The sequence below is a fragment of the Agrobacterium sp. LR_9 genome, assembly GCF_041954855.1.
GTDB lineage: Bacteria > Pseudomonadota > Alphaproteobacteria > Rhizobiales > Rhizobiaceae > Agrobacterium > Agrobacterium leguminum.
The window spans coordinates 33,672-59,076 of the sequence record NZ_JAVAYA010000021.1 but is presented as its reverse complement, the minus strand read 5'-3'; the positions used below and the strand labels follow the sequence as shown (position 1 = coordinate 59,076).

30 protein-coding genes and 1 pseudogene are annotated in these 25,405 nt (G+C 60.8%); 16 read left to right on the top strand and 15 right to left on the bottom strand.

All coding sequences use genetic code 11. The annotated features are described in order from the left end of the window. The first annotated feature begins 20 nt into the window (after positions 1–20). From RAC79_RS20610 to RAC79_RS20595, 4 genes are all read left to right on the top strand, one after another. Positions 21–317 (top strand): nucleotidyltransferase family protein, encoded by a 297-nt coding sequence (locus RAC79_RS20610; RefSeq protein ID WP_003520575.1) that lies wholly within the window; start codon positions 21–23, stop codon positions 315–317. Next, positions 317–670, top strand: coding sequence for a DUF86 domain-containing protein (locus RAC79_RS20605; protein WP_142844910.1), 354 nt, complete (start codon positions 317–319; stop codon positions 668–670). The genes RAC79_RS20610 and RAC79_RS20605 overlap by 1 nt, the downstream gene beginning before the upstream one ends. Positions 671–773: 103 nt before the next feature. Beyond that, positions 774–1,175, top strand: a complete 402-nt coding sequence (locus RAC79_RS20600) for a group II truncated hemoglobin (RefSeq protein WP_035220023.1) — start codon at positions 774–776, stop codon at positions 1,173–1,175. Next, a complete protein-coding gene (locus RAC79_RS20595) occupies positions 1,172–1,567 on the top strand; it encodes a DUF423 domain-containing protein (RefSeq protein ID WP_174036382.1) in 396 nt (131 codons plus the stop codon). The genes RAC79_RS20600 and RAC79_RS20595 overlap by 4 nt, the downstream gene beginning before the upstream one ends. 3 nt (positions 1,568–1,570) lie before the next feature. Here the strand turns inward: RAC79_RS20595 and RAC79_RS20590 are convergent, their stop codons facing one another. The 3 genes and pseudogenes from RAC79_RS20590 to rutR form a co-directional block, all read right to left on the bottom strand. Next, positions 1,571–1,861: a hypothetical protein gene (locus tag RAC79_RS20590; protein ID WP_174036383.1), complete on the bottom strand. Its 291-nt coding sequence runs from the start codon at positions 1,859–1,861 to the stop codon at positions 1,571–1,573. Then, positions 1,842–2,165 (bottom strand): annotated as a pseudogene (locus RAC79_RS20585) (DUF2325 domain-containing protein); the annotation flags it as partial. The gene RAC79_RS20590 and the pseudogene RAC79_RS20585, both read right to left, overlap by 20 nt. Positions 2,166–2,519: 354 nt before the next feature. After that, positions 2,520–3,161 carry an HTH-type transcriptional regulator RutR gene (gene rutR, locus RAC79_RS20580; RefSeq protein WP_003520582.1) on the bottom strand — a complete coding sequence of 214 codons (642 nt, stop codon included), beginning with the start codon at positions 3,159–3,161 and terminating at the stop codon, positions 2,520–2,522. 259 nt (positions 3,162–3,420) lie between these two features. Between rutR and RAC79_RS20575 the strand changes: the two genes are divergently transcribed. The 10 genes from RAC79_RS20575 (at position 3,421) to RAC79_RS20530 (ending at position 16,562) form a co-directional block, all read left to right on the top strand. Continuing rightward, positions 3,421–4,668, top strand: coding sequence for a Zn-dependent hydrolase (locus tag RAC79_RS20575; protein ID WP_121490415.1), 1,248 nt, complete (start codon positions 3,421–3,423; stop codon positions 4,666–4,668). Beyond that, the gene (gene hydA / locus RAC79_RS20570) at positions 4,665–6,122 is read left to right on the top strand and encodes a dihydropyrimidinase (RefSeq protein WP_174039596.1); all 1,458 of its coding nucleotides are present in this window, start codon (positions 4,665–4,667) and stop codon (positions 6,120–6,122) included. The genes RAC79_RS20575 and hydA overlap by 4 nt, the downstream gene beginning before the upstream one ends. After that, on the top strand, positions 6,119–6,562 hold the full coding sequence (locus RAC79_RS20565) for an NUDIX domain-containing protein (RefSeq protein WP_174039597.1): 444 nt from the start codon (positions 6,119–6,121) through the stop codon (positions 6,560–6,562). The genes hydA and RAC79_RS20565 overlap by 4 nt, the downstream gene beginning before the upstream one ends. Then, positions 6,559–7,353 carry an ABC transporter ATP-binding protein gene (locus RAC79_RS20560; protein ID WP_003520586.1) on the top strand — a complete coding sequence of 265 codons (795 nt, stop codon included), beginning with the start codon at positions 6,559–6,561 and terminating at the stop codon, positions 7,351–7,353. Before RAC79_RS20565 ends, RAC79_RS20560 begins: the two co-directional genes overlap by 4 nt. Positions 7,354–7,563: 210 nt before the next feature. Then, positions 7,564–8,439: an ABC transporter permease gene (locus RAC79_RS20555; protein ID WP_174039598.1), complete on the top strand. Its 876-nt coding sequence runs from the start codon at positions 7,564–7,566 to the stop codon at positions 8,437–8,439. Further along, complete coding sequence (locus tag RAC79_RS20550) at positions 8,436–9,308, top strand: ABC transporter permease (RefSeq protein ID WP_174039599.1); 873 nt, start codon at positions 8,436–8,438, stop codon at positions 9,306–9,308. Before RAC79_RS20555 ends, RAC79_RS20550 begins: the two co-directional genes overlap by 4 nt. A gap of 20 nt (positions 9,309–9,328) precedes the next feature. Then, the gene (locus RAC79_RS20545) at positions 9,329–10,321 is read left to right on the top strand and encodes an ABC transporter substrate-binding protein (RefSeq protein ID WP_080856701.1); all 993 of its coding nucleotides are present in this window, start codon (positions 9,329–9,331) and stop codon (positions 10,319–10,321) included. Positions 10,322–10,876: 555 nt separating this feature from the next. Next, on the top strand, positions 10,877–12,070 hold the full coding sequence (locus RAC79_RS20540) for an efflux RND transporter periplasmic adaptor subunit (protein ID WP_003520590.1): 1,194 nt from the start codon (positions 10,877–10,879) through the stop codon (positions 12,068–12,070). Between the two features lie 13 nt (positions 12,071–12,083). Further along, positions 12,084–15,404, top strand: coding sequence for an efflux RND transporter permease subunit (locus RAC79_RS20535; protein WP_065655114.1), 3,321 nt, complete (start codon positions 12,084–12,086; stop codon positions 15,402–15,404). A 468-nt stretch (positions 15,405–15,872) separates the two neighbouring features. Next, a complete protein-coding gene (locus RAC79_RS20530; protein WP_078051694.1) occupies positions 15,873–16,562 on the top strand; it encodes a Crp/Fnr family transcriptional regulator in 690 nt (229 codons plus the stop codon). Between the two features lie 72 nt (positions 16,563–16,634). Here the strand turns inward: RAC79_RS20530 and RAC79_RS20525 are convergent, their stop codons facing one another. The 5 genes from RAC79_RS20525 to RAC79_RS20505 form a co-directional block, all read right to left on the bottom strand. Further along, complete coding sequence (locus tag RAC79_RS20525; RefSeq protein WP_174039600.1) at positions 16,635–17,459, bottom strand: MBL fold metallo-hydrolase; 825 nt, start codon at positions 17,457–17,459, stop codon at positions 16,635–16,637. 3 nt (positions 17,460–17,462) lie between these two features. Then, on the bottom strand, positions 17,463–18,074 hold the full coding sequence (gene ureG / locus RAC79_RS20520) for an urease accessory protein UreG (RefSeq protein ID WP_003520595.1): 612 nt from the start codon (positions 18,072–18,074) through the stop codon (positions 17,463–17,465). A gap of 89 nt (positions 18,075–18,163) precedes the next feature. Beyond that, positions 18,164–18,835, bottom strand: a complete 672-nt coding sequence (locus RAC79_RS20515) for an urease accessory protein UreF (RefSeq protein WP_174039601.1) — start codon at positions 18,833–18,835, stop codon at positions 18,164–18,166. 3 nt (positions 18,836–18,838) lie between these two features. Then, entirely contained in the window at positions 18,839–19,324 is a 486-nt protein-coding gene (gene ureE / locus RAC79_RS20510) for an urease accessory protein UreE (protein ID WP_003520598.1), read from the bottom strand. A gap of 355 nt (positions 19,325–19,679) precedes the next feature. Continuing rightward, a complete protein-coding gene (locus RAC79_RS20505; RefSeq protein ID WP_174039602.1) occupies positions 19,680–20,216 on the bottom strand; it encodes a peroxiredoxin in 537 nt (178 codons plus the stop codon). A gap of 223 nt (positions 20,217–20,439) precedes the next feature. On the opposite strand from RAC79_RS20505, the gene RAC79_RS20500 reads away from it, so the two are divergent. Together RAC79_RS20500 and RAC79_RS20495 are read left to right on the top strand one after the other, a co-directional pair. Then, positions 20,440–20,943, top strand: coding sequence for a hypothetical protein (locus tag RAC79_RS20500; protein ID WP_065655118.1), 504 nt, complete (start codon positions 20,440–20,442; stop codon positions 20,941–20,943). Then, the gene (locus tag RAC79_RS20495) at positions 20,940–21,266 is read left to right on the top strand and encodes a hypothetical protein (protein WP_065655119.1); all 327 of its coding nucleotides are present in this window, start codon (positions 20,940–20,942) and stop codon (positions 21,264–21,266) included. Before RAC79_RS20500 ends, RAC79_RS20495 begins: the two co-directional genes overlap by 4 nt. An 18-nt stretch (positions 21,267–21,284) precedes the next feature. On the opposite strand, the gene ureC is transcribed toward RAC79_RS20495, so the two are convergent. The 7 genes from ureC to RAC79_RS20460 are packed head-to-tail and all read right to left on the bottom strand — an operon-like array spanning position 21,285 to position 25,327. After that, on the bottom strand, positions 21,285–22,994 hold the full coding sequence (gene ureC, locus RAC79_RS20490) for an urease subunit alpha (RefSeq protein WP_174039603.1): 1,710 nt from the start codon (positions 22,992–22,994) through the stop codon (positions 21,285–21,287). 4 nt (positions 22,995–22,998) lie between these two features. After that, the gene (locus RAC79_RS20485; RefSeq protein ID WP_080856705.1) at positions 22,999–23,643 is read right to left on the bottom strand and encodes a Urease operon accessory protein; all 645 of its coding nucleotides are present in this window, start codon (positions 23,641–23,643) and stop codon (positions 22,999–23,001) included. A 4-nt stretch (positions 23,644–23,647) separates the two neighbouring features. Continuing rightward, positions 23,648–24,064 carry a lysozyme inhibitor LprI family protein gene (locus RAC79_RS20480; protein ID WP_374997486.1) on the bottom strand — a complete coding sequence of 139 codons (417 nt, stop codon included), beginning with the start codon at positions 24,062–24,064 and terminating at the stop codon, positions 23,648–23,650. A 9-nt stretch (positions 24,065–24,073) separates the two neighbouring features. Beyond that, complete coding sequence (locus RAC79_RS20475) at positions 24,074–24,430, bottom strand: GFA family protein (protein WP_174039605.1); 357 nt, start codon at positions 24,428–24,430, stop codon at positions 24,074–24,076. A gap of 1 nt (position 24,431) precedes the next feature. Continuing rightward, a complete protein-coding gene (locus RAC79_RS20470) occupies positions 24,432–24,737 on the bottom strand; it encodes an urease subunit beta (protein ID WP_020808767.1) in 306 nt (101 codons plus the stop codon). Positions 24,738–24,755: 18 nt separating this feature from the next. Beyond that, positions 24,756–25,013, bottom strand: coding sequence for a DUF1272 domain-containing protein (locus tag RAC79_RS20465; RefSeq protein WP_078051690.1), 258 nt, complete (start codon positions 25,011–25,013; stop codon positions 24,756–24,758). Positions 25,014–25,024: 11 nt separating this feature from the next. After that, complete coding sequence (locus RAC79_RS20460) at positions 25,025–25,327, bottom strand: urease subunit gamma (protein WP_003520609.1); 303 nt, start codon at positions 25,325–25,327, stop codon at positions 25,025–25,027. Between the last annotated feature and the right edge of the window lie 78 nt (positions 25,328–25,405).

Here is a 25,405-nt window from a genome sequence, read left to right as displayed (position 1 = left end):
CGATGGTGTAAGCTGCACGCATGAAGAGAACGGACGCAATCAGGAAACTCAAGCGCCACGCCCATGCAGTGAAAAGCATGGGCGCGACGTCGCTCTATCTTTTCGGATCGACGGCCCGCGATGAGGCCCTTGCCTCCAGCGATCTGGACATCTTCATCGACTATGATCCGGGCCGCCGTTTCTCGTTGATCGATCTCGTCGGTATCAAGCAGTTTCTGGAAGAAGAATTGGCCGTGGAGGTCGATGTGACGACACGCAACAGCCTCCACCCGCTGCTCCGGAATGACATCGAGCAATCCGCCGTACGGATATTTTGATGACCAGACGTAGGGTCGGGCCGGTTCTCGCCGAAATTCTGGAGGCCATAAACGGCATTGAGACCCACACCGCAGGCCTGTCGCTCACTGATTTCCAGCAAAATTGGCTCCTCAAACTCGCCGTGCAACGCGCCCTCGAAATCGTCTCCGAGGCGTCCCGTCACCTATCCGATGACTTGCTGGAGCTTGCGCCGGACGTACCGTGGAAACAGATTCGGGGAATCGGCAATATTCTGCGTCATGAGTACCACAAGATCGCGGATGATGTCGTTTGGGCCGTGGTCACCGAACATGTGCCGCCGCTCAAAATTGCTGTTGAGGCTATCCAACGATCCGTCGAAAGTGAAAACTGAGGACTTATCAGCGCCGTGTCGCAAATGTCGCACCCCGCCCGTGCCCTGTTGCTCTTCCGGCTCCATGGAGCGATAAGGACCGAAGGGCCACAAGAGGCGGACGATGAGCGGCGAGACCATTACCCTTTATGAAGCGATAGGTGGCGATGCGACCGTAAGGGCGCTGACCCGGCGCTTTTACGAATTGATGGATACCCTGCCGGAAGCGGCGCGCTGCCGTGCCATCCATCCCGCCGATCTTTCCGGCAGCGAGGCGAAGTTTTACGATTATCTGACGGGATATCTTGGCGGACCGCCCGTCTATGTCGAGAAACATGGCCACCCGATGCTGCGCCGCCGCCATTTCGTCGCCCCCATCGGCCCGGCAGAGCGGGATGAATGGCTGCTCTGCTTCCGCCGCGCCATGGACGAGACCATCGAAAACCCGAAGCTGCGCGAGATCATCTGGACGCCGGTGGAGCGGCTGGCCTTTCACATGCAGAACCAGGAGGCGGACAGCCAATGACCACGCAGAGCGCGACCATCGCAAGCCTGCCGCGCGAAAGATTGCGGGCCTTCATTCTGTTGCTGGGCGGCCTCCTGGGTGCTGCGGGCGTCATGCTTGCCGCCGCCGCCACCCACACCGGCGAAACCTATATGCTCGGCAATGCCTCGGCCATGGCGCTGGCGCATGCGCCGGTGCTGGTGGCGCTTCATATCGGCGCGGATCGCATCAGAACCGCCGTTCCGGCAGGCCTGATCCTCGGCCTCGGTACTGCGGTCTTTGTCGGCGATCTCGTTACCAGGCATTTTTCCGGCCACAGCCTGTTTCCCTACGCCGCACCCACTGGCGGCCTCGGCATGATCGGCGGGTGGCTGGTGCTGTGCGCGGGAGCATTTCTGAAGCCGAAGGGTTAGGCTTTAGCCCTTACGCCGCGTCCAGCGAAACGAGAGGATATTGCGGCCCTCTTCGGCCGCCGTGCCGATCTTGAAGGACGGCGTTTCACCGGGCTGGCGGGTGCGCAGATAGGGAAAAGTCACAACATTGCCGCCGCTTCTGGCAAGGCGGTTGCGCCTTTCGCGTTCACCGATGATTTCATAGATGTCGGTCAGGGCCGGATCGGCAGCCTGCTCGGCCATCTTGTGCAGTTCCACACGGCAGGCTTCCGCCGCCGGCTCTTCACCCTTAAAATTATTGCGCTCGTCGCTCATCGCTGGAGGTCCGTTCATTCATGGTCTGCAGCGCCCGCTCCAGACTGGATTTGCTGCCGTTGCGCAGCGGAATGAACGTCTTGCCGAATTTCTTGCAACCGGACTTCACCCGCAGACACGCATCGTGGCTGATACAGTCGATCGGGCAGAAAACGCAGTCGACGGAGGGAAGCACGGTATCGATGCGCGAGACGGCTTCACGCAGGCCGCCATCGTGATGAATGAGCTCCGCGCCGAAATTGCTGGCGATCTGGCGAAGATGAGCAACCTGACAGTCACGGCCGCCGACATAAAGAAAGCTTTTGGGACCGGAAAGCTGCTGTTCGGCCACGTCCCGCTCGGTTTGGGGAACGCCCTTGCCCTGCTTGCCGCCACGTTCGGCCTTCTTCTTTTCCTTGCGTGCCATTCCCTCACCTGCCGGTTGATTTTTCAATGCCCCGGACGTTCGGGATGCCGGCACCATAATAAAGATGAGTTTTGGAGTAAAGTATAAAGGTGATAATTTTCCTCATGTTTCGGCATAAAGAATCGATTGCTTAGAGCATTTCCAGGAAAAGTGGACCCGGTTTTCCGTCCGGAAATGCGCCAAAACAAAGAGTTAGAGTGTTTTCGCGATTCGAAGAACGCGAAAACACTCTAGGCGCGAGAACGGTTCCCTTCAGCCGTTTATCCGCAATCCGCCCATGAAAAGCTGCTCCAAATGCCGGGCCGCATCCTCGAAACGGCCCTCGCCGCCATTCTTCTCGCCCAGCACCGCCCGCACCTGCACATCGAAATCCGCATAATGCTGCGTGGTAGACCAGATGGAAAAAATGAGGTGATAAGGATCGCATTTGGCCATCCGTCCGGCCTTCACCCAGGCGCGGATCACCTCGGCCTTTTCATCCACCAGTTGTTTCAGCGGCCCCTTCAGCTCATCCTCGATATGCGGCGCGCCCTGTAGGATTTCATTGGCGAACAGGCGGCTTTCACGCGGGAAATCGCGCGACATTTCCAGCTTGCGACGAATATAGGAGCGAATCTCGCTTTCAGGATTGCCCTCGGCATCGAAAGCGCGCAGCGGGTCGAGCCATGTGTCCAGCACCCGCTCGATCAGCGCGCGATGCATCGCCTCTTTGGTGCGGAAATAATAAAGCACGTTCGGTTTCGACATGCCGGCCGCCTCGGCAATCTGATCGATGGTGGAACCGCGAAACCCGTTTGTGGAAAAAACACTGAGCGCGGCTTCAAGAATCGCTTCCTGCTTTTCTTCCTGAATGCGGGTCCGCTTCTGTGTTTTCGCTGCGCGCGGTATGGCCATTCTCAGCTCTCTGTTTCTTTTCCATGCAATTGCCCTTACAGTATGCTTAAAAAATAATCTCCGCGTACAGTTTAGGCAAAATTACTGCGATTCGTCACGAAATCCCTTGCTGACGCCACCGCGAATTTGCAATGTTTACCAGCCGGTCAATTTATCCCCCATCGCCATCACAAGGCAATGGCTGTTATCTTAACCGGCAAAAAAGGGAACGGCACAAGCTTTGCTTCGATAAAAACAAAACAGGTGAGGACGACACTTCATGGCGGCGGGTAAGAACTTGACGGTCAATGGCGACCGTCTGTGGGACAGTCTGATGGATATGGCGAAGATTGGCCCCGGCATTGCCGGCGGCAATAATCGCCGCACGCTGACGGATGAGGATGCGGAAGGCCGCCGCCTCTTTCAGCGCTGGTGCGAAGCGGCGGGCCTGACGATGGGCGTCGACCGCATGGGCACCATGTTCGCCACCCGCCCCGGCGAGGATCCGGATGCGCTTCCCGTTTATATCGGCAGCCACCTCGACACCCAGCCGACCGGCGGCAAGTTCGATGGCGTGCTCGGCGTGCTGGCCGGGCTGGAGGTGGTGCGCAGCCTGAATGACTTGAACATCAAAACCAGACACCCGATCACCGTCACCAACTGGTCAAACGAGGAAGGCGCACGCTTCGCCCCGGCCATGCTGGCTTCCGGCGTCTTCGCCGGCATTCACGATCTCGATTATGCCTATGGCCGCACCGATACCGACGGCAAGACCTATGGCGAAGAGCTGAAGCGCATCGGCTGGCTGGGCGAGGAAGAGGTGGGCGCGCGCAAAATGCACGCCTATTTCGAATATCACATCGAACAGGGACCGATCCTGGAGGCGGAAAGCAAACAGATCGGCGTTGTCACCCATTGCCAGGGTCTGTGGTGGCTGGAAGTGACGCTGACCGGCAAGGAAGCCCACACCGGCTCCACGCCTATGGCCATGCGCGTCAATGCCGGTCTTGCCGCCGCCCGCATTCTCGAAAAGGTGCAGGAGGTGGCCATGGCTCACCAGCCCGGCGCCGTCGCCGGCGTTGGCCAGATGATCTTCACGCCCAATTCCCGCAATGTGCTGCCCGGCAAGGTGGTCTTCACCATCGACCTCAGAACCCCCTCACAGGCGAAACTCGACAGCATGCGCGCCATCTTCGAGCGCGAGGTGCCGCAGATCGCCGAAGAACTCGGCGTGGGCTGCTCAATCGAGGCCATCGGCCATTTCGATCCCGTCACCTTCGACCCCGTTTTGGTCGGCCGCGTACGCTCCGCCGCCGAAAAACTCGGCTACAGCCACATGGATATCATCTCCGGCGCCGGCCACGATGCCTGCTGGACGGCAAGGGTCGCCCCCTCCACCATGATCTTCTGCCCCTGCGTGGACGGGCTTTCCCACAATGAGGCCGAGGAGATTTCGCCGGAATGGGCAGCCGCCGGCTGCGATGTGCTGCTGCATGCAGTGCTGGAGACTGCGGAGATCGCGGAATGACCGCCACCATCATCAAGAACGGCACCATCGTCACCGCCGACCTCACCTATAAGGCCGATGTGAAGATCGAAGGCGGCAGGATCACCGAGATCGGGCCTGATCTGACCGGCGGCACGGTACTCGATGCCACCGGATGTTATGTCATGCCCGGCGGCATCGATCCGCATGTGCATCTGGAAATGCCCTTCATGGGCACCTATTCCGCCGATCATTTCGAGAGCGGCACGCGCGCGGCGCTTGCCGGCGGCACGACCATGGTGGTGGATTTCTGCCTGCCGGAGCCCGGCCAGTCGCTTCTTGATGCCCTGCAGCGATGGGACAACAAGGCAACGCGCGCCAATTGCGATTATTCCTTCCACATGGCCGTCACCTGGTGGGGCGAGCAGGTCTTCAACGAGATGAAGACGCTGGTGCGGGAAAAAGGCATCAACTCCTTCAAGCACTTCATGGCCTATAAGGGCGCTTTGATGGTGAATGACGACGAGATGTTCGCCTCCTTCTCGCGCTGCGCCGAACTGGGCGCCATTCCCTTCGTGCATGCGGAAAACGGCGATATCGTCGCGCAGATGCAGGAAAAGCTGATGGCGGAAGGCAATGTCGGGCCGGAGGCGCATGCCTATTCCCGCCCACCCTCCGTGGAAGGCGAGGCCACCAACCGCGCCATCATCATCGCCGATATGGCCGGTGCGCCGCTTTATGTCGTCCATACCTCCTGCGAGCAGGCCCATGAAGCCATCCGCCGCGCCCGGCAAAACGGCATGCGGGTCTATGGCGAACCGCTGATCCAGCACCTGATCCTCGATGAAAGCGAATATGCCAATCCCGACTGGGATCACGCCGCGCGTCGGGTGATGTCGCCGCCCTTCCGCAACCGGCAGCATCAGGACAGCCTCTGGGCGGGCCTCGCCTCCGGCTCGCTGCAATGCGTGGCGACCGACCATTGCGCCTTCACCACCGAGCAGAAACGCTTTGGTCTTGGCGATTTCCGAAGGATTCCGAACGGCACCGGCGGGCTGGAAGATCGCATGCCGCTGCTCTGGACCCATGGCGTGGCGACCGGCCGGCTGACGATGAACGAATTCGTCGCCGTCACCTCCACCAACATCGCCAAGATCCTCAACATCTATCCGAGAAAAGGCGCGATCCTCGTCGGCAGCGATGCCGATATCGTCGTCTGGGATCCGGCGCTGGAAAAGACCATCAGCGCGGCGAGCCAGCAATCGGCCATCGATTACAACGTGTTCGAAGGCCAGAAGGTCAAAGGCCTGCCGCGCTACACCCTGTCGCGCGGTCTCGTCAGCGTCGAGGAAGCCACCATCGAAACGCAGCCGGGTCACGGCCAGTTCATCGCCCGCGATGCTTATCCAGCCGTCAGCCGGGCGCTTTCCACCTGGAAGGAACTCGTCGCGCCGCGCAGGGTGGAGCGCAGCGGCATTCCGGCATCGGGTGTATGACCGTGAGCGCCGGGCCGAAACGCGAAATCGTTATCGCCGCAGCCGTTCTTCTCAATGAGCGGCGGCAGATGCTGGTCGTGCGCAAGCGCGGGACCACGCAATTCATGCAGCCGGGCGGCAAGATCGATCTGGGCGAAACGCCGGAACAGGCGCTTCACCGCGAACTTGCCGAGGAAATCGGCCTGACGCTGCCCGAAAATGCCGCCCGTTATGAAGGCGTCTTTCGCGAGGAGGCCGCCAATGAGACGGGGGCCGACGTCGTCGCCCATACATTCATCGCGAGGCTTCATGCCGATGTCGCCCCGCAGGCGGAAATAGAGGAAGTGCGCTGGCTCGATCTCGACCGCCACACCGGCATAACGATCGCAAGGCTTACGGAAACCCAAATGCTGCCGCTGGCGCGCGCGGCCCTGACGGAAAGCGAAACCAAGCCCAGATGAACCAGGCCTCCCCCTATTCCGTCGTTTCCGCCAGAAATCTCGGCCTCACCTTCGAAACGGGCGATGGCCCGGTACACGCACTCTCCAATGTCGACCTGGAGGTCGGCAAGGGCGATTTCGTCTCCTTCATCGGCCCTTCCGGCTGCGGCAAGACCACCTTTCTGCGGGTCATCGCCGATCTGGAAAAACACACGTCCGGCGATATCACCGTCAACGGCACAACGCCGGAAAACGCCCGCCGGGACCGCTCTTACGGTTACGTTTTTCAGGCCGCCGCCCTTTATCCATGGCGCAGCATCGAAAAGAACATCGCGCTGCCGCTCGAAATCATGGGCTATACCAAGGCCGAGCAGCGCGAGCGCATCGAGCGCACGCTCGATCTCGTCAACCTCAACGGTTTCGGCAAGAAATATCCCTGGCAACTTTCCGGCGGCATGCAACAGCGCGCCTCCATTGCCCGCGCGCTCGCCTTCGATGCCGACCTGCTGTTGATGGACGAGCCCTTCGGCGCGCTGGACGAGATCGTGCGCGATCACCTCAACGAACAGCTTCTGAAACTCTGGGATACGACCGGCAAGACCATCTGCTTCGTCACCCATTCCATTCCCGAAGCGGTCTATCTCTCGACCAAGATCGTCGTGATGTCGCCCCGGCCGGGCCGGGTGACGGATGTGATCACATCGACGCTGCCACGGGAAAGGCCGCTCGAGATTCGCGAGACACCGGAATTTCTGGCGATTGCGCATCGGGTGCGTGAGGGGCTGAAGGCGGGGCATAGCTATGAGGGGTGAGGTCATCGCAAGCTTCACCCCCCTCTGCCCTGCCGGGCATCTCCCCCTCAAGGGGGGAGATCGGCAGGAGGCGCACTCCCCTCTTAATTCTCTAGCTTTGAGATGGCCGAGACCCAACCACGAGTCGATCTCCCCCCTTGAGGGGGAGATGTCCGGCAGGACAGAGGGGGGTAAGCCGCACCCTCGGAGTGAGCAGCGGAGCGAAAACCCATGACCCTCCTCCGCCACCGCATCCTCCCCATCCTCACCGTCCTCCTCGCCATCCTCATCCTCTGGCACCTCGCGGTCGTCTACCTCAACATGCCCTTCGCCCGCGACCAGGCCACCCGCGCCGGGCAGACGCCGGGCTTCTTCGAACTCCTGCCGCAAACCTTCGCCCAGGAGCGCCCGGTTCTCCCCGCCCCGCACCAGATTGCCGCCGAACTGTGGGACACTACGGTCAACAAGGCCATCACCTCCAAGCGCAGCCTCATCTATCACGCCGGCGTCACGCTTTCGGCGACGCTGCTCGGTTTCGCCATCGGTGCGGCGCTCGGCATCCTGCTTGCCGTCGCCATCGTGCATAACCGCGCCATGGACCGCTCCGTCATGCCGTGGATCATCGCCAGCCAAACCATCCCGATCCTTGCCGTCGCGCCGATGATCATCGTCGTCCTGAACTCCATCGGCATCTCCGGGCTGCTGCCGAAGGCGCTGATCTCTACCTATCTTTCCTTCTTCCCCATCGTCGTCGGCATGGTGAAGGGTCTCCGAAGCCCGGAGACGATCCAGCTCGACCTGATGCACACCTATAATGCCTCGCCCGGCCAGATATTCTGGAAGCTGCGCTGGCCCGCGGCGCTGCCCTATCTCTTCACCTCGCTGAAGATCGCCGTCGCCATTGCGCTGGTCGGCGCCATCGTCGGTGAATTGCCGACAGGCGCCGTTGCCGGGCTTGGCGCGCGTCTGCTTTCCGGTTCCTATTACGGCCAGACGGTGCAGATATGGGCGGCGCTGTTCATGGCCGCCGGTGTGGCTGCGCTGCTGGTATCCATCATCGGCATCGCCCATGCCGCCGTCCTCAAGAGAATGGGAGCCCGGCCATGACCCATCCCGGCTGGTTTTTCGGCGCGATCCTGTTCTGGTTTGCCGCCTGGGCCTTCAACGAATGGCTGGTGCGCCGCCACGTCTCCACGCCAGCGGCAAAGCGCATCGGCCGCATCGCCGTGCCGCTCCTCTTCGGGCTGGCCATCCTCGCGTTGTGGGAAGGCGTGGTGCGCGGTTTTTCCGTGCCGCGCATTCTGCTGCCCGCCCCAAGCGCCATCCTCGTACGGCTCGCCGGCTCCCTGCCGATCCTCTGGGCGGATTTCCGCCAGACCTTCATCAAATCGGTACTGACGGGCTATGTGCTGGGCTGCGGCCTCGGCTTTGCCGTCGCCATCCTCATCGACCGCTCGCCTTTCCTCCAGCGCGGGCTGCTGCCCATCGGCAATTTCGTCTCGGCTCTGCCGGTCGTCGGCGTAGCACCCATCATGGTCATGTGGTTCGGCTTCGACTGGCAGTCGAAAGTCGCCGTCGTTGTCATCATGACCTTCTTCCCCATGCTGGTGAACACGGTTCAGGGGCTTGCCGCTTCCAGCCACATGGAACGCGACCTGATGCGCACCTATGCCGCTGGCTGGTGGCAGACGTTGCTGAAGCTGCGCCTGCCCGCCGCCTGGCCGTTCATCTTCAACGCGTTGAAGATCAATTCCACGCTGGCGCTGATCGGCGCCATCGTCGCGGAATTCTTCGGCACGCCCATCGTCGGCATGGGTTTCCGCATCTCGGCGGAAATGGGCCGCAGCAATGTCGATATGGTCTGGGCCGAAATCGCGGTCGCAGCACTCGCCGGCTCCGGCTTTTATGGTCTCGTGGCGCTCGCAGAGCGGGCCGTCACCTTCTGGCATCCGTCCGTCCGTGGGGGACGAACGTAATAACGAAAAAGGGAACAGCGATGAAAATGAAACTTGCATCCATGCTTCTTGCCGGCGCGTCAGTGATGACGGCATTCAGCGCGCAGGCCGCCGACAAGATCACCCTTCAACTCAAATGGGTGACCCAGGCGCAGTTCGCCGGATATTACGTCGCCAAGGACAAGGGTTTTTACGAAGCCGAAGGCCTCGATGTCGACATCAAGCCCGGCGGCCCGGACATTGCACCCGCGCAGGTTCTGGCCGGCGGCGGCGCGGACGTCATCGTCGACTGGATGCCATCCGCACTCGCCACCCGCGAAAAAGGCGTGCCGCTGGTCAATATCGCCCAGCCGTTCAAATCGTCAGGCATGATGCTGACCTGCCTGAAAGAAACCGGCATCACCAAGCCGGAAGATTTCAAGGGCAAGACGCTGGGCGTCTGGTTCTTCGGCAATGAATATCCGTTCCTGTCCTGGATGGCGCACCTGAAAATCCCGACAACCGGCGGCGCCGACGGCGTGACCGTTCTCAAACAGGGCTTCAATGTCGATCCGCTGCTGCAGAAACAGGCCGCCTGCATTTCCACCATGACCTATAATGAATATTGGCAGGTCATCGATGCCGGCATCAAGCCGGCGGAACTCGTCACCTTTAAATACGAGGCGGAAGGCGTGGCGACGCTGGAAGACGGGCTTTACGTTCTGGAAGACAAGCTGAAGGACGCCAAGTTCAAGGAAGACATGGTCAAATTCGTCCGCGCTTCCATGAAGGGCTGGAAATGGGCCGAAGAAAACCCTGACGACGCCGCCGATATCGTTCTCGAAAACGACGCCTCCGGCGCCCAGACCGAAAAACACCAGAAGCGCATGATGGGCGAAGTGGCAAAACTGACCGCCGGTTCGAAGGGCGCGCTCGATAAGGCGGACTATGACCGCACGGTCAAGACGCTGCTGGGCGGCGGTTCCGACCCGGTCATTACCAAGGAACCGACAGGCGCCTACACCACCGAAATCACCGATGCGGCGCTGAAATAATTCGAAGTGACGCCTAGATAATGGAGCGCGCGGGAGGTCCGCGCGTTCTGATTTATGATTGGTACCAGGGCGACAACTCTCTCGACGTCATCCTTGGGCTTGTCCCAAGGATCTAACCACGTCAACAAAATCACAACGTTGCAGATCCTCGGCACAAGGCCGAAGATGACGTCGGTGAGAATCGCTTAACTCGATTTCCCATCTGGCGTCGATCTTCTTTTGGAGGCTTTGCCGAAATGCGCCTTTTCGCTGGTAACCCATTTGACGAATTACAATATCCCGACCTATACAAAAATGTATATCAACCATCGCGGCTATGCGGATTGATTTGTACGACAACAAGAATTACAGTCCCGCCCACAAGACTGCCAAATTTGATCTTGTAAAATAAGCACAGGGCAAAGGTGCTTAAGATTCGCGTTGAGGGGCGTTTGAATCGGGAGGATCGAAAAGGAAGTATTGTGATCCCTTGTTTCACATTCGCTATCGCATGACCTTCTAATTGAGCCCTGGGGCTGCAGGACATGCGATCGGATATTGCGCGAGCCAAGACACATGCAGCATAAAGTCACGTTTAACCGCTTTGTATTCCTTCTTCTTTCCGCAACGGCGCTTCCCCTCTCCGCAGCCGCCGAGGGAGAGGCGCAGGCGCCGGTCAAACAGCAGAACCTGCCCTCCATCATCGTCGCCCATGCGGCAAAACGCGATCTCGTGGACCGCATCATCGCCACCGGCACGATCCGCCCCGTGGACGAGATTTACGTCCAGCCGCTGGTCGACGGCCTGTCCATCGACACGCTGAATGCCGATATCGGCGACCGGGTGGAAGCGAATGCGGTTCTGGCCGTGCTGTCCTCCGACAGCCTCGTGCTGCAAAAGAGCCAGCTTGAGGCGAACAAGGCCAAGGCCGAAGCCTCCGTCACCCAGTCGAAGGCGCAGGTGCTGGAAGCGCAGGCCAATCTCAATGACGCCCTTCGCCAGCGCGACCGCGCCGCCAAGCTCGGCCAGAGCGGCTCCGGCTCCGTCTCCGAAACAGAAAAGACCGAAGCGGCCGCTCAGGTGGCGCAGGCCCGCCTCGATGCGGCCAAACAGGCCGTTTCCGCCGGCGAGGCCGACATCAAGGTCGTCGACGCGCAGATCGACGACATCGATCTGAAGCTGACGCGCACCGGCGTGAAAACCCCGGTCGCCGGCATCGTATCCGCCAAGAACGCCAAGGTTGGCGCAATCGCCAGCGGTGCGGGAAATCCGCTGTTCACCGTCATCAAGGACGGCGCGATAGAACTCGTCGCCGATCTCTCCGAGACCGATATCCAGAAGGTCAAGGCAGGCCAGAAAGCCTATTTGACGGTTGCCGGCGGAGCTGAGAAAATAGAAGGCAAGGTGCGCCTCGTTTCACCCACCGTCGACCCGACGACGCGCCTCGGCTCCGTGCATGTGGTTCTGCCGACCGACAGCCCGGCGCGTTCCGGCATGTATGCCAGCGCGGCGATCATCGTCGAGGAGACGAATGCGCTCGCTTTGCCGCTGTCGGCCGTCACCTCCGGGCGTGAAGGCTCGACCACCCGCAAGGTGGAAGGCGACGTCGTCAAGCAGGTGAAGATCGAGACCGGCATCGAAGACGGCGGTTTTATCGAGATTGTCAGCGGTCTTGCCGCTGGAGACAAGGTTGTCGAGAAAGCTGGAGCATTCGTGCGTGATGGTGACCGGATAAGACCGGTGGAAGCCCAGACGGCTGCGTCCAACTGACTGAGGGAATGAGATGAACTTTTCCGCATGGTCAATCCGTAACCCGATTGCGCCGCTGCTCGGCTTCGCGCTTTTGATGATCCTCGGCATGCAGGCGTTCAACACCCTGCCCATCACCCGTTTTCCGAATATCGACGTTCCCGTCGTGGCCGTTACCGTGACCCAGAGCGGCGCTTCGCCGTCCGAACTGGAAATGCAGGTGACGAAGGAGATCGAGGACGCCGTCGCCGCCATCAGCGGCGTCGACGAAATCCAGTCCACAGTGGTCGACGGACAGTCGACGACAACGGTTGTCTTCCGCATCGAAAAGCCGACGGAAGAAGCGGTTCAGGACACCAAGGACGCCATCGACAAGATCCGCAGCGATCTGCCCGCCGATATCGAAGTGCCCGTCGTCAGCAAGATCGACGTCGAGGGACAGGCGATCCAGACGTTTGCCGTCTCTTCGCCCAACATGACGCTGGAAGAACTGTCCTGGTTCGTGGATGACACGATCAAGCGTTCGCTCCAGGGCCAGTCCGGCATCGGCAAGGTCGACCGTTACGGCGGCGCCGACCGCGAAGTTCGCGTGTCGCTGAGCCCCGAAAAGCTCGACGCCTATGGCATCACCGCCACCGAGGTGAACAGCCAGCTGCGCGGTACGAACGTCGATCTCGGCTCGGGCCGAGGCCAGGTGGGCGGCAACGAACAGACCATCCGCACGCTCGGCGATACGCGCGATGTGAGCCAGCTTGCCAATACCACGATTGCGCTTTCCAACGGTCGTTTCGTCAAGCTTTCCGAACTCGGCACGGTCACCGACACCTATGAGGAGCAGAAATCCTTCTCGCGCTTCAACGGCAATCCCGCCGTCACCTTCGCGGTGTTCCGCTCCAAGGGCGCAAGCGAGGTCTCGGTCGCCGAAACCGTGGCGGCAAGCCTCGATGAGGTGCGCAAGAATCATCCGGACGTGTCGATCGAAATGGTCGATGACGCCGTTTATTTCACCTATGGCAACTACAAGGCCGCACTCGACACGCTGATCGAAGGCGCGATCCTCGCCGTCATCGTCGTCCTGCTCTTCCTGCGCAACTGGCGCGCAACCCTGATTGCCGCCGTGGCCCTGCCGCTTTCCGCGATCCCGACCTTCTGGATCATGGATATCATGGGCTTCTCGCTCAATCTCGTCAGCTTCCTGGCGCTCACGCTCGCCACGGGTATTCTCGTCGACGACGCCATCGTGGAAATCGAGAACATCGCCCGCCATATCAAGATGGGCAAGACGCCCTATCGGGCGGCACTCGAAGCGGCGGATGAAATCGGCCTCGCCGTCATCGCCACCAGCTTCACCATCATCGCGGTTTTCGTGCCGGTGTCGTTCATGCCCGGCATTCCCGGCCAGTACTTCATCCAGTTCGGCCTCACCGTCGCCTTCTCGGTGTTCTTCTCGCTCGCCGTGGCCCGCCTCATCACACCGTTGATGGCGGCCTATCTGATGCGCGCCGAAGATGCGATGGACGATCACCACGACAATGACAGCCGGTTGATGAAGGCCTATACGCGCATGGTAACCGCCACCACCCGCAAGTGGTGGGCGCGCTATCTGACGCTGCTCGGCGCCATCGGCTTCCTCGTCGCTTCCGTCATTCTGCTTGCCGGCGTTCCGGGCAGCTTCCTGCCGCCGGACGACGCCTCACGCGTGACGCTTTCGGTGGAACTGCCGCCCAATGCGACGCTCGACGAAACCGACCGCACGACGACGCAGATTTATCATGCCCTGCGTGACATCAACGGCGTTGAAAGCGTCTTCATCCTTGGCGGCGCTTCGCCCAAGGGCGATCTGGAGCTTCGCCGCGCCACCGTCAACGTCATCCTCCAGCACATCGACCATTCGCTGCTCAAGCTGGTGGTCAACAAGGGCCTCGGCTCCATCCCGCTCATCGGCCCATACTTGCCGAAGGTGGAGGAAAAGGGCCGCACACGTCCGCAATGGGATGTGGAACGGGATATTTTCGCGCAGGTGCGCGGCATCCCGGATGTCCGCATCATCAAGCTGAACGACCGTGCGGAACGCGAGCTCTCCTTCAACTTCCTCTCGACGAACGAGAAGGACCTGAACGACGCCGTCGGTATTCTCGAAAGCCGCCTGCGCGCCTCGCCCATCCTTGCCAATGTCAGTTCGGAAGGTGCGTTGCCCCGCCCCGAACTGCAGATTCGCCCGCGCAAGGATGAAATCGCCCGTCTCGGCATCACGCCACAGCAGATTTCTCAGACCGTGCGTGTCGCCACCATCGGCGATATCGATGCGCAGCTGACGAAGATTTCGCTGGATGACCGGCAGATTCCGATCCGCGTGCAGGCCTCGCTCGATACCCGCCGCGATCTCGCCACCATCCGCGCGCTGAAGATCAAGACCGCCTCCGGGTCGCTGGTGCCGCTCTATAGCGTTGCCGATATCGACTATTCGGAAGGCCCAAGCTCGATCAAGCGCAACGACCGCAACCGCGTCGTCTCCATCGGCTCCGACGTGCCCTTCGGCACGGCGCTCGATACATCGACGGCCGAGTTCAAGCGCATCGTGTCGGAAACCGACCTGCCGGCGAGCGTGCGCCTCGCCGAAAGCGGCGACGCCAAGGTGCAGGGCGAAATGCAGCAGGGCTTCGTCAACGCCATGCTGCTCGGCCTGATGCTGGTGCTGGTCGTGCTCATCCTGCTGTTCAAGGATGTCATCCAGCCCTTCACCATCCTGTTCTCGCTGCCGCTTGCCATCGGCGGCGTGGCGGTCGCGCTCATCATCACGCAGAACGCGCTGTCCATGCCCGTTCTCATCGGCATCCTGATGCTGATGGGCATCGTGACGAAGAACGCCATCCTGCTGGTGGATTTCGCCATCGAAATGCGCCGCCACGGCATGGAACGGGTGCATGCCATGGTGGAGGCCGGCCGCAAGCGCGCCCGCCCGATCATCATGACCTCCATCGCCATGTCGGCGGGCATGTTGCCATCCGCACTCGGCGTCGGCGAAGGCGGCTCGTTCCGCGCGCCAATGGCGATTGCGGTGATCGGCGGCATCATCGTCTCGACGGTGCTGTCCCTCATCGTGGTGCCGGCCTTCTTCCTCATCATGGACGACCTGTCGCGCCTGCTCGCCCACCTCTTCGGCCGCTTCGTCGGCAAGAAGGAAGAGGAGGAAGAGGCCCTCTCCAACGAGAAACTCTCGGAGATCGCCCGCGAAAACAGCCTGGCGCTCTCCTCGCTGGAGGCACGCGTCGCCAGCATGGAAAAGGGCACCGGCGACAAGGCCGCGGATAAGGGCAGCAACATATTGCGGCTACCGCCGCTCGCTGCGGAGTGAAGCTTGCAGAATAACGATTGAGACGCCGGGCCCTGTGCCCGGCGTTTCTTTTGGGGGTGTTTAAGGGGCAAAACGTCGCCACCTGTTTCTTCTCCCCGAGGGGGAGAAGGTGGCCCGAAGGGTCGGATGAGGGGGCTAGCGCTCGATCTATCTCTGGCCTTGCCCCCTCATCCCGCTGCCGCGACCTTCTCCCCCTCGGGGAGAAGAAATATGCGGCGCTCGCCCGCTCCATATTCCCGCTGTGCTTCTAAGCCCGAATGGACGAACCATTTCCTCCCGTAACGACTGCAATCCTGTTTGATCGAAATCAATTCGCTTTCCAGGTGAACTGCTAATCTCCCTCGCATCGGGAATTGCCGGTCGAAGGATAATGCGATGAGCTCTTTTCAGATAGGCGTGCGGGAACACGAACATCCCCGGTTTCGTCTCGCTTCGGACAGCCCGGCAAAAGGTATGAGCGGGAGCCGGATGGACGTGAACAAGACCGTGAAGCTGAGCAACAGGGACAGGAACATTCTGCTGCGTGCACCCTTGATCGGGATAGCGGATGATGCGGCGGCGTTGAAGCTGATGGAGGCGGCGACCATCACCAATGTGAACGCCCGCCATGTGCTCTTCAAGGAAGGCGAAGCGGCGCAGCATTTCTACTGCGTACTGTCGGGTTACGTCAGGCTTTACCGGCTGGACCGGCATGGACGCGAGGCGGATGTGCGCGTCAGCGGCCCCGGCGATACCTTCAACGAATGCCTGATTTTCGGCAGCGATACCTATCGCTACAGCGCGCAGGCGGCGGAAAGCTGCACCGTGGCGCGGTTCGAACTTGCGAGAATCCGCAGTCTGATCGATCAGGAGCCGGCCATCGCCAAGGCCGTCATGCGCTGCCTGTCCAACAGCCTGCTGGCCACGATGGATTGCATCGCGAACGACCGGCTGCAGACGGCGCCGCAACGTGTCGCCCATTACCTCATCAATCAGGGCCCGCGCGACGCGACATCCTTTTCGCTGCGGCTGCCATTCCAGAAAAGCCTGCTCGCCGGCAAGCTCGGCCTCGCGCCGGAAGCACTGTCGCGCGCCTTTTCCGCACTGAAAAAGGCTGGCGTCACCGTGCGCGGACGCATCGTGCAGGTCAATGACGTCGCCGCATTGAAGCAGATATGAAAATACCGGGAGAGGATGAAGGGCGGGATGCCATCAGGCATTCCGCCCTTCTGCATGTCCGAAATCGGAAAATCAGTCCGGCTGCGGCACAAAACGGAAGCTGTCGCCCTGCCGCTCGACACGGAAAAATCCGCCGAGATGACCGCCGGAAACCAGCCAGCCATGATCGGCTGCCTCGGCCAGCGCCTTGAGGCGTGTTTCATAAGCAAGCGCGGAATCGATATCGTAGACGAAACCGACGCCGGGATCTTTCACCTGCAACGCGCTCACATGCAGCACGTCGCCCCATAATAACAGCCGCTCATTGCCATTGCCGATCAGATAACCGGTTTGCCCCGGCGTATGGCCGGGCATGGCGACTGCCTCGATACCCTCGGCAACCACGCCCATGGGGATCGGCCGCAGCATCGGGCCACAAATGTCGAGCAGCCGCGCGGCAAGGTCGAACCCGCCCTGCCGGGCCGGCGGCAGGCTCTTGCGCGCCTCCGCGCTGCTGAAAAAGCCGAGATCGGCCTCGGGAACCCATATGTCAGCATCGGGAAAATAAGGCTGGTCACCGTCGATGAGGCCAAGCGCATGGTCGCCATGAATATGGGTGAGGATGATACGCGTCACATCGGCCGGCTGAATCCCGGCGGCAATCATCGCCGCGCGGGCATGGCCATAGGCCTCACCCCAGGCCGTGCCGCAACCGGCATCGATCAGCCAGACGCCCTCAGGCCCGGACAGCGCAAAGCAGTTGACGTCCATATCCACAGTTTCGCCCTGATGGCCGGCAAGAGCTGCAGCCAGCGCTTCGGCGCCCTGACGATGGATGAGATGGCCGACCGGCGCCTTGTAGACACCGTCGACAAAACGGGAAACCTCGTAAGCACCGAAACGGCGGGCGATAGCCATATTTCAGAGACCGCCCTGCTCTTTCAGAAAACCGACGATGCGATCCACGCCGTCGCCGCGTTTCATATCGGTGAAAACGAAGGGCATGGCGTTGCGCATGCGCGTCGCATCGCTGTCCATGACGGTGAGGTCAGCACCGACATAGGGCGCAAGGTCCTTCTTGTTGATGACCAGCAGGTCAGAGCGGGTGATGCCCGGCCCGCCCTTGCGCGGAATTTCCTCACCCTGGCAGACGGAGATCACATAGATGGTAATGTCGGCGAGGTCAGGCGAAAAGGTCGCGGCGAGATTGTCGCCGCCGGATTCGATGAAGACCACATCGAGATCGGGAAACCGCGCATTGAGCCCGGCAATCGCCTGCAGATTGATCGTCGCATCCTCACGAATGGCCGTATGCGGGCAACCGCCCGTCTCGACCCCGACGATACGCTCGGACGGCAGCGCCTGCATGCGCACCAGCGCCTCGGCATCTTCCTTGGTGTAGATATCGTTGGTGACGACCGCGACCGAATAATCGGCGCTCATCGCCTTGCAGAGCTTTTCCGTCAGCGCCGTCTTGCCAGAACCGACCGGCCCGCCAATGCCGACGCGCAGCGGTCCATTACCCGATTTCATCACTCTGTTCCCTTCGATATGCTTTGGTCTCGTTTCACCATAGTCCCTCAACGGGACGCTTCAATATATGCAAGGATCGTGCCGCCCTTTCAGGACCGGAAAAGCCGGGTGCCCTGCGTTTCATGGCGCATGGCTGCCGTATCGGCGATGATCGTCGCGCTGCCGAGATCGTCGAGCGTGGATTGCATCGCCCGCGCCGCCATCTCTGCGATGATCGCCTCGCTTGCGGCCAGAATGGCAACGCCATCCTTCTGTCCCGCGACCCCGAGGCGGATGCCCGCTGAAACGATCTGCGAGGCGCCGGCATGCAAAAAGGCGGCAATCGTTTCCCTGAGCGGCACCGCATGACCGGCGGCAACCGCGCCGACGGCGATGGGATAAGGAACGTCTTTCGGCAGCAGGTCCAGAACGGCATGCGGCCATGCGCCGGCGGCGGCAACGAAGGCATCGCCCAGAAGCACCGTCTCGCGGTATCGCTCCACCGAACCGGCCAGCGCCCGCGCCAGATCGGCCGTTTCGCTCAAGATGGCCGCATCCCCGGCGCTGCGCCAGGCATGCGCCAGAAACACCGCATCGTTCCACAGGCTGCCGTGGCGCAGCAGCGTTTCGAGCCAGTCGCGCAAGGCCGCCGCATCGCCGATGCGACGATCCTCCACCGCCTTTTCAAGCCCGCCGGAATAGGAAAAACCACCGACGGGAAAGGCAGGCGACATCCAGGCCATGAGCCGCAGCAGCGCGGCGACGCCGCGATCTTCACTCACGGCTCAGCCGTGATCGTGATGGTGGTGCCCGTGGTCATGCCCATGGGAATGGCCGCCATGGGCGTGGTAAGCGCCGCGCGCCGGCTGGAATGGCTCTTCCACCTCACGCACGGTGGCGCCCAGACCTTCCAGCATGGCGCGAATGACATGGTCGCGCAGGATGAGAATACGCTCTTCCTCAATCTGCGCGGAAAGATGCCGGTTGCCCAGATGCCAGGCGAGCTCGATCAGGTGAAGCCGATCCTTCGCCTTAATTTCGAACAGCTTTTCATCCGCCGCCCGGACCTCGATCAGGTCGCCGTTCTCCACCACCAGAAGATCGCCATGGGCAAACAGCACCGCTTCCTTCAGGTCCAGCATCACCATCTCATCATTTTGCAGATGCAGCAGCTTGCGGCGCAGATGCCGCTGGTCATGCGCCAGGGTGACATAACCGGAAGCTTCGTCGGCAGGGGTTCCGGCCGGATGATAGGAGGTGACGCGCAGCATGGGATGATCCGTTTCAGAAACAGTCTTGGGGGTCTGATTTTTGCCGGATAGGCGGGGTGATTTCAAGGTGGATACAATGCAAGGCGTGAAAAAGGCCGGCATTGCAGACAGAAAGACTTGAGGCGTCCGGCAACTTCTCCTCCGTCATGCCGGACTGGATCCGGCATCCAGCCACGGCGCGTCTGCGCCGTGAGAGGAGTCTTTCGCGATCAAGGACTTGATCGCGCTGGACCCCGGATCTAATCCGGGGTGACGGTGTGCGGATGATGCGGCACCGCGAAAGACAATCACGTCCCAGAAAACGAAAAAAGCCCGGCATTGCGGCCGGGCTTTCGCAAAAATCTTAAAACCCAAATCAGGCCGCAGCGCGTGCCTTCAGGTTTTCCAGAATGTTCTGCGGCGCGGAAACGCCGTAAGGGTCAGATTCGCAATTGTCCGAATAGCCCTCTTCCTCGAACCACTGCTCAACGATGCCATCGTTGACGACGGCGGCGTAACGCCAGGAGCGCATGCCGAAACCGAGATTGTCCTTGGCGACCAGCATGCCCATCTTGCGGGTGAACTCACCCGAACCATCCGGAATGACCTTGACGTTTTCGAGGTTCTGGCCCTTTGCCCAGGCATTCATGACAAAGGCGTCATTGACCGACAGGCAATAGATTTCATCGACGCCGAGCGCACGGAACTCGCCCGCCAGCTTTTCGAAATCGGGAAGCTGGTAGGTCGAGCAGGTCGGCGTAAAGGCGCCGGGCAGCGAAAACAGAACGACCTTCTTGCCCTTGAAATAATCGTCGGAGGTCATGTCCTGCCAACGGAACGGGTTGGGGCCACCGACGGCCTCATCGCGAACGCGCGTGCGGAAGGTTACGGCGGGCACTTTTTTGCCGAGCATGTCTTGTCTCCTGTTCTGGCGTTTTACGAGGATCGCTTGGGATCGATCCGCGCGGAATTCTTTTGCCGTTTCCATAGCGCAAGACGCACTGCGGTGCAGCATAAAAATCCCGATTTCAAAGGAGATTCAAACAGGCCCGATACTACCTGATACAACTATAAGGAACAGTTTACATAAATACACTTTTAAGTAATATTCCGCCACCCAACGGGAGACACTGAAATTGATTTTGAAAGATCGCGTACTCAATCATCTCGACAGTACCCTCAGAGCCTATTTCGACTATAGCGACGGCCCGCAATGCTCCAATTTGCGTGGCTTCGTCGCAGGGCTGGTCACGGATGTCTGCGAAAAGATGGATGGAGACTTGCTGCGGAAGGTCGCGGAAAAGGTAGACGGCAAGAGTTTCGCCGAATGGCGGTCATGGTACATCGATGAAGTCGTCACTCTGCAGGCCAGTGCGGTGGGCGCATTCGCCCATCGCATCATTGACGTGGAAACGCTCAGCGCCTCGGCGCGCAGCGGAAAAGTGCCCTGCGAGCTTGGCTACAGACACGCGGATGAATTCATCGCCTGCTGGGAGGAGACCTATGCAAAGCGGCAAGCGGAGAAGGAAAAGCTGCCTTCATCGAAAAAATTTCAGGACAAGCGCAACAGCCACACCGAGCCGCCGTACCTGATGAAAGATATCCTGGGGCTGTCCTGGTGGCGCAAGCGGTCCAAATGAACGACGGCAACAAGGAATCGACCAAGGAAATGCTGGCGGTTTTCCGCATCATCGCCAGCGCCGGGCTTTCGCTGATCCTCCTTCTGGCCACTTTCAAGAACAGGACGCCGGACCTTTCCAATTGGCTGGTTTACCCAGCCGCCCTGTTTTTCAGCGCCTCTTTGCTGTTCTGCCTCTACCTGTTTCTGCAAGCCATAACCCTGCTTGCGGGCGAAGCGGACGCAATCATCGATCAGCCGAGGATAAAGGTCCCCGCAATGGCGGCCATGGGGCTGTTCATGGCCGGCATTGCAAGCCTGCTGACCGCGCTCATGTGCATCTGAGCGCGGAGCAGCCGTTTCTCAGAACAGGAAATAACGCTGCGCCATCGGCAGCACCGTTGCCGGTTCGCAGGTCAAAAGCTCGCCATCCGCCCGCACTTCGTAGGTTTCCGGATCGACCTCGATATGTGGGGTGAGCGAATTGTGGATCATCGACGCCTTGGAGATGCCGCCGCGCACATTCTTCACCGGCAACAGCTTCTTGGCGACCCCGAGGCGACCCGCAAGCCCCGCATCCAGCGACGCCTGCGACACGAAGGTGACCGAGGAATTGGTGCGCAGCTTGCCATAGGCGGCGAACATCGGCCGGTAATGCATCGGCTGCGGTGTGGGAATGGAAGCGTTCGGATCGCCCATCGGGGCGGCGGCAATCGAGCCGCCAAGCAGCACCATCTCCGGCTTCACGCCGAAAAAGGCCGGGTTCCACAACACCAGATCGGCGCGCTTGCCGACTTCGATGGAGCCGATCTCGTGGCTGACACCCTGGGCGATGGCCGGGTTGATGGTATATTTGGCGATATAGCGGCGGACACGGAAATTGTCGTTTTCGCCGGTCTCCTCCTTCAGGCGGCCGCGCTGGCGCTTCATCTTGTCGGCCGTCTGCCAGGTGCGGATCGCCACTTCGCCGACGCGGCCCATGGCCTGGCTGTCGGAAGAGATGATCGAAAACGCGCCGATATCATGGAGAATATCCTCCGCCGCGATGGTTTCCTTGCGGATGCGGCTTTCGGCAAAAGCGATATCTTCAGGGATCGACGGCGACAAATGGTGGCACACCATCAGCATGTCGAGATGCTCTGCGAGCGTATTGACGGTATAGGGCCGTGTCGGGTTGGTGGAAGACGGAATGACGTTGGGATTGCCGCAGACCTTGATGATATCAGGCGCGTGCCCGCCGCCCGCCCCTTCGGTGTGGAAGGCGTGGATGGTACGGCCACGGATGGCGGCGACCGTATCTTCCACGAAACCGCTTTCATTCAGCGTGTCGGTGTGGATCATCACCTGCACATCGTATTGATCGGCCACCGTCAGGCAATTGTCGATGGCGGCGGGTGTCGTGCCCCAGTCCTCATGCAGCTTCAGCGACGACGCGCCGGCAAGGATCATCTCTTCCAGAGGGGCAGGCAGCGAGGCATTGCCCTTGCCCGCCAGCGCCAGATTCATCGGGAAGGCATCGAAGCTTTCGATCATCCGCTCGATGTGCCATGCGCCGGTGCAGGTGGTGGCGAGCGTGCCATGCGCAGGGCCGGAACCGCCGCCCAACATGCAGGTCACACCGCTCATCAGCGCTTCTTCGATCTGCTGCGGGCAGATGTAGTGGATATGCGCGTCCATGCCGCCAGCCGTCAGAATTTTGCCTTCGCCGGCAATCGCCTCGGTCGACGGGCCGACGATGATCGTCACGCCGGGCTGCGTATCCGGGTTGCCCGCCTTGCCGATGGCGTGGATGCGGCCGTTCTTCAGGCCCACATCCGCCTTGTAGATGCCGCTATGGTCAACGATCACCGCATTGGTGATGACGGTATCAACCGCGCCTTCGGCCCGCGTCGCCTGGCTCTGGCCCATGCCGTCGCGAATGACCTTGCCGCCGCCGAATTTCACTTCCTCGCCATAGATCGTGTGGTCCTTCTCGATCTCGATGAAGAGTTCGGTATCGGCAAGACGCACCTTGTCGCCAACGGTCGGGCCGAACATGCCGGCATAGGCGGCGCGGGAAATCTTGTAGGGCATGGGCTCAGGCTCCTTCGGACGCGGAGAAAATCGATGTGGGAGAAATTCGTGTCAGCCGGCCCTCGCCCGCAAGGGCTTCGACCAGCTGTTGTTCGGCAGCAAAGGGATGGCCACTCCAGCCCTGATGGCCGAAACCGGCAATCGCCACCTCGTCGCCATCATCGCTCACGCTCTCAAGAACATGGGCGATGGCAAAAAGACCGGTGCTGGGGCAGACATAGGGCCCGGGCGCATAGGCTTCGAGCGCGGCATCGAGCCTTTCATGCACACCGCGCGGAATGACGATGTGGCCCTTGCCGGTTTCCCGGGCGATGGCGGCAAAGCCTTCGGTGTAATCGGCGCAGAAATCGGTCAGCTCCGGCCAGCATGCGCGTATGTCCGGTTCCATTTCGGAAAATTTCGCGGGATCACGCACGGACCAGATGACGGCGGCCTGCCGCACACCGTCACTCTCGCGCCATTCGGTTCCCTCGGTCATCTCGAGACCCGGCCGACCGGTGTTACATACAGCCACCACATCGGTGCGCGTGCCGCCCAGCCCCAGCGACCGGCAATCGTTGAAGCGGATGACGATGTCCGAACGGTCGATGAGCCGGGCTGCGCCCGGTGGCAGTTCCCCATTTCCGACGATCGTGATGCGCCGCCCCATGCGTTCAGAAACCTTCCGACAACTGACGCAATTCTTCCGCCCGCTTGCCGCTCATTTCGGCGAGGCAGGAGGAAATCAGCATCGGTTCCATCGAGCCGCCGCGGGCCTGAAAGCCTGAAAGCGCGCAATTGGCGTCACGAAACGCCACCCAGGCACGCTGGGCGGTCACCAGCGCGTCGGTCGCACCCTTACCGTCTGCATCCGCCGTCTTGTCGCGCTCGGTGAGCAGCTTGCGCAGCTTCTGATATTCGGCGTTCAACTGCTTGTCGGCCTTTTCGTAATCCTTGCTGGCGCAGATGGTCATGTCCGCCTGCGTCTGCGGGGCCTTGCAATCCGGCTCGCCCTGTGCGGCGGCCGACATGGACAGGCCGGCGGTCGCCCAGAGAAGCACAGCCGCCAGAAGGACGTTTTTTCGGCTCATCTCCATCGCTCAGGCCGCCGCGCCATCGAAAGCCTGCGGCTTTAGCGCCCGGGGATCGACACCATCGAGACAATTGGCGTTTACCGCCACCATCGGCGTTCCATCCGGCCCATCGGCATAAGCAAAGCTCTCGATGCCGCAGGTGGAGCAGAAAAGATGATGGATCTTGTGTTTGTTGAAGAGATATTCCGTCAGCTTGTCCTCGCCGGAAAGCAGCGTGAATTTCTCACGCGGCGCGAAGGCCAGTGTGGAACCGAGACGCTTGCAGCGCGAACAATTGCAGATGATGGTATGATCGAGATCGGCGTCGACCTCGAAGCTCACATCGCCGCACTGGCAGCTTCCATGATAATGCGCCGTCGCCATTTCATAACCTCCCCATGACCTGTTGACGGAAACCGTAAACCTCGCGCTTGCCGGAAAGCGGCACCAGCGTCACTTCCCGCTTCTGGCCGGGTTCGAAACGAACCGCCGTGCCGGCGGGAATATCAAGGCGCATGCCGCGCGCCTTGTCGCGGTCAAAGAGAAGACCCGCATTGGTCTCGAAGAAATGATAGTGGCTGCCCACCTGCACCGGCCGGTCGCCCGAATTGGCGACTTCGATGGTCACGGTCGGCTGGCCGGCATTGAGTTCGATGCTGCCCTCTGCGGCAATGATTTCGCCGGGTTTCATGGTATTTCCCCTTTTGTCTCAAGCAACTTTGGCCGCCGTGCAGCCTTCGGCCTTCAGGACGCGCCGTGTCGACGCGGGATTATTGACGAGTTTCGCCGCCGGGCGAACGGGCCTGCGAACCAGCTCACCGCCGCAATTCGGGCAGGCGCCGTGAAGCACATCCGTCACGCAATCGACGCAGAAGGTGCATTCGAACGAGCAGATCATCGCATCCCGGCTGTCGGGAGCAAGATCGCGGTCGCAGCATTCGCAATTGGGCCGAAGCTCCAGCGCCATATTCGCTCCCCTTACCGTATCGGTTCGTGAACGGTCACCAGCTTGGTGCCATCGGGAAACGTCGCTTCCACCTGCACATCGTGAATCATCTCGGCAATGCCATCCATCACCTGATCACGGGAAATGACATGCGCGCCCGCTTCCATAAGCTCCGCCACGGCACGGCCGTCGCGGGCGCCCTCGACCACGAAATCGGTAATCAGCGCAATCGCTTCGGGATAGTTCAGCTTCACGCCGCGTTCCAGCCGGCGGCGCGCCACCATGGCGGCCATGGAAATCAGCAGCTTGTCTTTTTCTCTTGGGCTAAGGTTCATCGTGGTCCCGCAGCTTGGAACCTGTTCCGCAAGCATGGTTGCGGCAAGCAGATCCGACATGTTGACAGACCCCGAAGG

Coding starts and splice junctions, on each gene's coding strand:
- RAC79_RS20610 (WP_003520575.1), top strand. CDS start 21: ATGAAGAGAACGGACGCAATCAGGAAACTCAAGCGCCACGCCCATGCA.
- RAC79_RS20605 (WP_142844910.1), top strand. CDS start 317: ATGACCAGACGTAGGGTCGGGCCGGTTCTCGCCGAAATTCTGGAGGCC.
- RAC79_RS20600 (WP_035220023.1), top strand. CDS start 774: ATGAGCGGCGAGACCATTACCCTTTATGAAGCGATAGGTGGCGATGCG.
- RAC79_RS20595 (WP_174036382.1), top strand. CDS start 1,172: ATGACCACGCAGAGCGCGACCATCGCAAGCCTGCCGCGCGAAAGATTG.
- RAC79_RS20590 (WP_174036383.1), bottom strand. CDS start 1,861: ATGAGCGACGAGCGCAATAATTTTAAGGGTGAAGAGCCGGCGGCGGAA.
- rutR (WP_003520582.1), bottom strand. CDS start 3,161: ATGGCCATACCGCGCGCAGCGAAAACACAGAAGCGGACCCGCATTCAG.
- RAC79_RS20575 (WP_121490415.1), top strand. CDS start 3,421: ATGGCGGCGGGTAAGAACTTGACGGTCAATGGCGACCGTCTGTGGGAC.
- hydA (WP_174039596.1), top strand. CDS start 4,665: ATGACCGCCACCATCATCAAGAACGGCACCATCGTCACCGCCGACCTC.
- RAC79_RS20565 (WP_174039597.1), top strand. CDS start 6,119: ATGACCGTGAGCGCCGGGCCGAAACGCGAAATCGTTATCGCCGCAGCC.
- RAC79_RS20560 (WP_003520586.1), top strand. CDS start 6,559: ATGAACCAGGCCTCCCCCTATTCCGTCGTTTCCGCCAGAAATCTCGGC.
- RAC79_RS20555 (WP_174039598.1), top strand. CDS start 7,564: ATGACCCTCCTCCGCCACCGCATCCTCCCCATCCTCACCGTCCTCCTC.
- RAC79_RS20550 (WP_174039599.1), top strand. CDS start 8,436: ATGACCCATCCCGGCTGGTTTTTCGGCGCGATCCTGTTCTGGTTTGCC.
- RAC79_RS20545 (WP_080856701.1), top strand. CDS start 9,329: ATGAAAATGAAACTTGCATCCATGCTTCTTGCCGGCGCGTCAGTGATG.
- RAC79_RS20540 (WP_003520590.1), top strand. CDS start 10,877: ATGCAGCATAAAGTCACGTTTAACCGCTTTGTATTCCTTCTTCTTTCC.
- RAC79_RS20535 (WP_065655114.1), top strand. CDS start 12,084: ATGAACTTTTCCGCATGGTCAATCCGTAACCCGATTGCGCCGCTGCTC.
- RAC79_RS20530 (WP_078051694.1), top strand. CDS start 15,873: ATGGACGTGAACAAGACCGTGAAGCTGAGCAACAGGGACAGGAACATT.
- RAC79_RS20525 (WP_174039600.1), bottom strand. CDS start 17,459: ATGGCTATCGCCCGCCGTTTCGGTGCTTACGAGGTTTCCCGTTTTGTC.
- ureG (WP_003520595.1), bottom strand. CDS start 18,074: ATGAAATCGGGTAATGGACCGCTGCGCGTCGGCATTGGCGGGCCGGTC.
- ureE (WP_003520598.1), bottom strand. CDS start 19,324: ATGCTGCGCGTCACCTCCTATCATCCGGCCGGAACCCCTGCCGACGAA.
- RAC79_RS20505 (WP_174039602.1), bottom strand. CDS start 20,216: ATGCTCGGCAAAAAAGTGCCCGCCGTAACCTTCCGCACGCGCGTTCGC.
- RAC79_RS20495 (WP_065655119.1), top strand. CDS start 20,940: ATGAACGACGGCAACAAGGAATCGACCAAGGAAATGCTGGCGGTTTTC.
- ureC (WP_174039603.1), bottom strand. CDS start 22,994: ATGCCCTACAAGATTTCCCGCGCCGCCTATGCCGGCATGTTCGGCCCG.
- RAC79_RS20485 (WP_080856705.1), bottom strand. CDS start 23,643: ATGGGGCGGCGCATCACGATCGTCGGAAATGGGGAACTGCCACCGGGC.
- RAC79_RS20480 (WP_374997486.1), bottom strand. CDS start 24,064: ATGAGCCGAAAAAACGTCCTTCTGGCGGCTGTGCTTCTCTGGGCGACC.
- RAC79_RS20475 (WP_174039605.1), bottom strand. CDS start 24,430: ATGGCGACGGCGCATTATCATGGAAGCTGCCAGTGCGGCGATGTGAGC.
- RAC79_RS20470 (WP_020808767.1), bottom strand. CDS start 24,737: ATGAAACCCGGCGAAATCATTGCCGCAGAGGGCAGCATCGAACTCAAT.
- RAC79_RS20465 (WP_078051690.1), bottom strand. CDS start 25,013: ATGGCGCTGGAGCTTCGGCCCAATTGCGAATGCTGCGACCGCGATCTT.
- RAC79_RS20460 (WP_003520609.1), bottom strand. CDS start 25,327: ATGAACCTTAGCCCAAGAGAAAAAGACAAGCTGCTGATTTCCATGGCC.